The following is a 3,425-nucleotide window of genomic DNA, read 5'->3' as shown; positions in this document are numbered from 1 at the left end:
GTTTATTAATTGATAATAACGCGTGTATAATCATGAAAAATAAAATAGGGTGTCCAAATACTCTTTGGGCACCTCATCCATAGTTTTTCTCTCCCCCATTCCACAATATACAACATATCATCTATTCAAGTAATAAAGTGGAATATTTCACACATACACAAGTCGCATAAACGGCCATATACGAAAAAATAAAAACTATACCAACATATGAACCGTGTTCATAAATTTGCGGTAAACTACCCTTCAACAATCACCAGCCTCAAAGAGGTAGAACTGTCGTTAATAACATTCTTACAATTAATACCTTTTTTTGCGAAAAGGATCGGCTAACAATCCAATCAAAACGCAAAGAGGCAATCCCACCTACAATAATTCTAGGCGTTGCTGTTCTCCTCATCATACAGAATTCCGGAAAAAAATCATAAATTTTATCACATTTTTATACTGCCCTTTTTCGTTCATTTCGTTCCTAATTGTAGCGCTTAAAAAACAGATGTTATGTGGGGTATCGCAAACATTTGTTATGATTTTTATCACATATTCACAAAAAGTTATGATTCTTGTCACAGCTTTTCAATAGAAAACAACGTAAAATCTTGCTTAGAAATTCTATAAGGAGCGGACGATATGATGGGTGATTGGATTAAAACGAGGCTGAAAAATGTCGTGCTTTTTCGGGAATTATCTGATCAAGAACTTGAAGCAATCGTTAAGATTTCTCAAGTGCGCATCTATAAACCACGGACATTTGTCTTTATGCAAGCCGATCCACTAGAGCGAGTTTTTTTTATTCAATCCGGGACGATCAAAATTTATAAAACAGACGCAAGCGGAAAAGAGCAAATTGTATCAATTTTACAAACGGGCGAGATGTTCCCTCACGCTGGTTTTTTCCGTCGAGGGAGCTATCCAGCTCATGCGGAAGTGATGGAAGAAGCAACACTCATCTCCATTCCCATAGCTGACTTTGAACAGACGCTTATTTCCTATCCAGAACTATGTATAAAATTATTCCGCGTTATGGGTGAAAAAATTATCGACTTGCAAAATCGCTTAGAAGAACAAATTCTCCATAATACGTACGAACAAATTATTTTGCTTCTCTTGCGGCTCTCGAGAACAAACGCGGTCTTGCAAGGGCGCCATCATCGCTTAACGACACATTTTACCAACCGTGAACTCGCCAATATGATTGGAACATCGCGCGAAACAATGAGTCGTACGCTCAGCCACTTGAAACGTAAGGGGTTTATCGATCTTGATGACAATGGCTACTATTTAATTGATGCAGAAAAGTTGGAAAAAGAGATCTTTTATAACCTGTGATCAAGATCACAACGTTCGTGAATGAAAATGACTATCATAGAAAATGAAAAGAAGATGAAAGGGTGGGCGTGATGGGAAAAATCGTGGAGTTAGATGTTCGTGATGATTTGCAGAAAAAATTAGAACCATTCCAAAAGATTATGGATGCTGTTCAGGGACTTGAGACAGGCGATACGTTCATTTTACATGCAACGTTTAAGCCTGTTCCGCTTTTTGCTGTCATGAAAGCAAAAGGGTTTACGTACGAGTCGGAACAGCTAGACAAAAAACATTGGAAAGTGACGTTTGTCAAACGGGGGTTAGGACAATGATCTTAGATAATCGTGGATTAGAACCTCCACAACCGATGATGCGAACGCTCGCGGCACTAGAAACGCTTCCTAAAGGAGAAACGTTAACGATTATTAATGACCGCCGCCCGATGTTTTTATACGAACAACTTGACGAACTTGGCTATCTCTATGAAACGAAAGAGAGCGAGGATGGGAGCTTTGAAATTACGATTACGAAGGGATGACGACGATGTTTCCTTCAACACAACGAACGTATGAAACAAATATTCGTTTGCCACTTTCTTTTATTTTATTTGGCGTCGTTGCGTTTGTCGCTTCGGAAGCGATTTTGCTTTTTTCAGGCACATCGCTCGTTCAAGGGGCGTTCCGCATCCCAGCCGTATGGGGGGCTATTCATTTAGCGGTGCTCGGCTGGGCATTAATGGTCGCGATGGGCGCGATGTACCAACTCGTTCCAGTCGTATTCCTAACGCCGATCTGGAATGAAACGTTAGGTTTCGTGCAATTTTTTATTACTACACTTGGCGTTCTAGCACTTTCGATTAGTTTCCTTTTGGAAATGAAGTTTGTGTTTTTCGCTGGTCTGTTGCTTACGCTTGGATTTGTTCTTTTTTTCCTTCAAATGGTAATGACACTAAAAAACCAACCCATAAAAAATATGATGACTCTGTTCGTCAGTACAGCACTTTTTTGCTTGCTATTGACCGTTTTTTTAGGAATGGCGCTTTCGTTTCATTTTTTTAGCGGTAGCGAGATAGCAGACCATTTGCTTATGTTGAAAACACATCTGTTATTCGGACTTACTGGGTGGTTTACTCTACTTATTATCGGTTTCTCTTACAAAATGGTTCCAATGTTCTCATTGGCGCATGGGTTTTCGATGACGCTTGCGCGCTATGTGTATACTATTTACGTTGGTGGGCTCGCCATTACCTTTTTCAGCTTTCTAACGAACCATTCTACTCTTTTCACCGGTGGAATGGGGTTGTTGTTTCTTGGGTTCTCATTATTTAGCTACCATATCACCACGATTTTACGAAAGCGGGTAAAGAAAAAATTAGATCGTCCGTTTTTATTTGCACTATTCGCAATTGCTATCGCACTCTGTCTACACGCAATCGCTTTTCTTTTCGCGGTAGTAGGAAATACAGCCAGCTTCGGTGTGATGATATATGGTTATCTTTTTGGATGGATTATTTTAAGCATTATCGGTTATTTATACAAAATCGTCCCATTTTTATGGTGGACACACCGTTACAGCAAAAAAATTGGCAAGGAAAACGTGCCGACGTTAAAACAAATGATAAATGAAAAATGGATCGTTTTTTCCTTCGGGTTATTTCTCGTTAGTCTTATCGGTGTCATCCTAGCGCTTGTTATTTCTAACTTGCCGTTATTTTATATCGCGCAAAGCGGAATGATTGCATTCTCTCTTTTGTTGGCGGGAACAATCATCTCCGTATTGTGGAAATAAGGGAGGAGAAGCAATTGGAATTAAAAGAGATAGTCATGGAGCAACTTCGTACCGTATACGATCCAGAGTTAGGCATTAATGTTGTTGATTTAGGGCTAATTTATGATTTGCGAGTAAATGATGGGATTGTGTCAATTGTTATGACACTTACCACCCCTGGATGCCCGCTACACGATTCCATCGTTGGTGGTGTCAAACGAGCGCTTACGCATCTCAAAGGAATAAAAGATGTCGATGTGCAAATTACATGGAATCCACCATGGACGCCAGCTCGAATGAGTGAAGGAGCGTTAAAACAATTAGGCTTCCTATAAGTATAAAAAATTATTTAA

The 3,425-nt window shown here is 39.6% G+C and carries 5 protein-coding genes; all 5 read left to right on the top strand.

What is annotated here, in order from left to right:
- Positions 1 to 630: 630 nt before the first annotated feature.
- The 5 genes from V7Z64_RS12455 (at position 631) to V7Z64_RS12435 (ending at position 3,407) form a co-directional block, all read left to right on the top strand.
- Positions 631 to 1,326, top strand: coding sequence for a Crp/Fnr family transcriptional regulator (locus V7Z64_RS12455; RefSeq protein WP_003397430.1), 696 nt, complete (start codon positions 631 to 633; stop codon positions 1,324 to 1,326).
- A gap of 71 nt (positions 1,327 to 1,397) precedes the next feature.
- Positions 1,398 to 1,637: a DUF2249 domain-containing protein gene (locus V7Z64_RS12450; protein ID WP_219986346.1), complete on the top strand. Its 240-nt coding sequence runs from the start codon at positions 1,398 to 1,400 to the stop codon at positions 1,635 to 1,637.
- Complete coding sequence (locus tag V7Z64_RS12445; RefSeq protein ID WP_297990014.1) at positions 1,634 to 1,843, top strand: DUF2249 domain-containing protein; 210 nt, start codon at positions 1,634 to 1,636, stop codon at positions 1,841 to 1,843. Before V7Z64_RS12450 ends, V7Z64_RS12445 begins: the two co-directional genes overlap by 4 nt.
- The gene (locus tag V7Z64_RS12440; protein ID WP_297990012.1) at positions 1,840 to 3,093 is read left to right on the top strand and encodes a hypothetical protein; all 1,254 of its coding nucleotides are present in this window, start codon (positions 1,840 to 1,842) and stop codon (positions 3,091 to 3,093) included. The genes V7Z64_RS12445 and V7Z64_RS12440 overlap by 4 nt, the downstream gene beginning before the upstream one ends.
- Positions 3,094 to 3,128: 35 nt before the next feature.
- Positions 3,129 to 3,407, top strand: a complete 279-nt coding sequence (locus V7Z64_RS12435; protein WP_370628005.1) for a metal-sulfur cluster assembly factor — start codon at positions 3,129 to 3,131, stop codon at positions 3,405 to 3,407.
- Positions 3,408 to 3,425 lie beyond the last annotated feature (18 nt).

The sequence above is a fragment of the Anoxybacillus sp. genome (assembly GCF_036834105.1).
GTDB lineage: Bacteria > Bacillota > Bacilli > Bacillales > Anoxybacillaceae > Anoxybacillus.
This window is presented reverse-complemented; position numbering and strand designations above follow the sequence as displayed.

Bases quoted from the DNA above. Each gene is read 5' to 3' on its own strand.
- V7Z64_RS12445 (WP_297990014.1), top strand. From the start codon at position 1,634: ATGATCTTAGATAATCGTGGATTAGAACCTCCACAACCGATGATGCGA.
- V7Z64_RS12440 (WP_297990012.1), top strand. From the start codon at position 1,840: ATGACGACGATGTTTCCTTCAACACAACGAACGTATGAAACAAATATT.
- V7Z64_RS12435 (WP_370628005.1), top strand. From the start codon at position 3,129: ATGGAGCAACTTCGTACCGTATACGATCCAGAGTTAGGCATTAATGTT.
- V7Z64_RS12450 (WP_219986346.1), top strand. From the start codon at position 1,398: ATGGGAAAAATCGTGGAGTTAGATGTTCGTGATGATTTGCAGAAAAAA.
- V7Z64_RS12455 (WP_003397430.1), top strand. From the start codon at position 631: ATGGGTGATTGGATTAAAACGAGGCTGAAAAATGTCGTGCTTTTTCGG.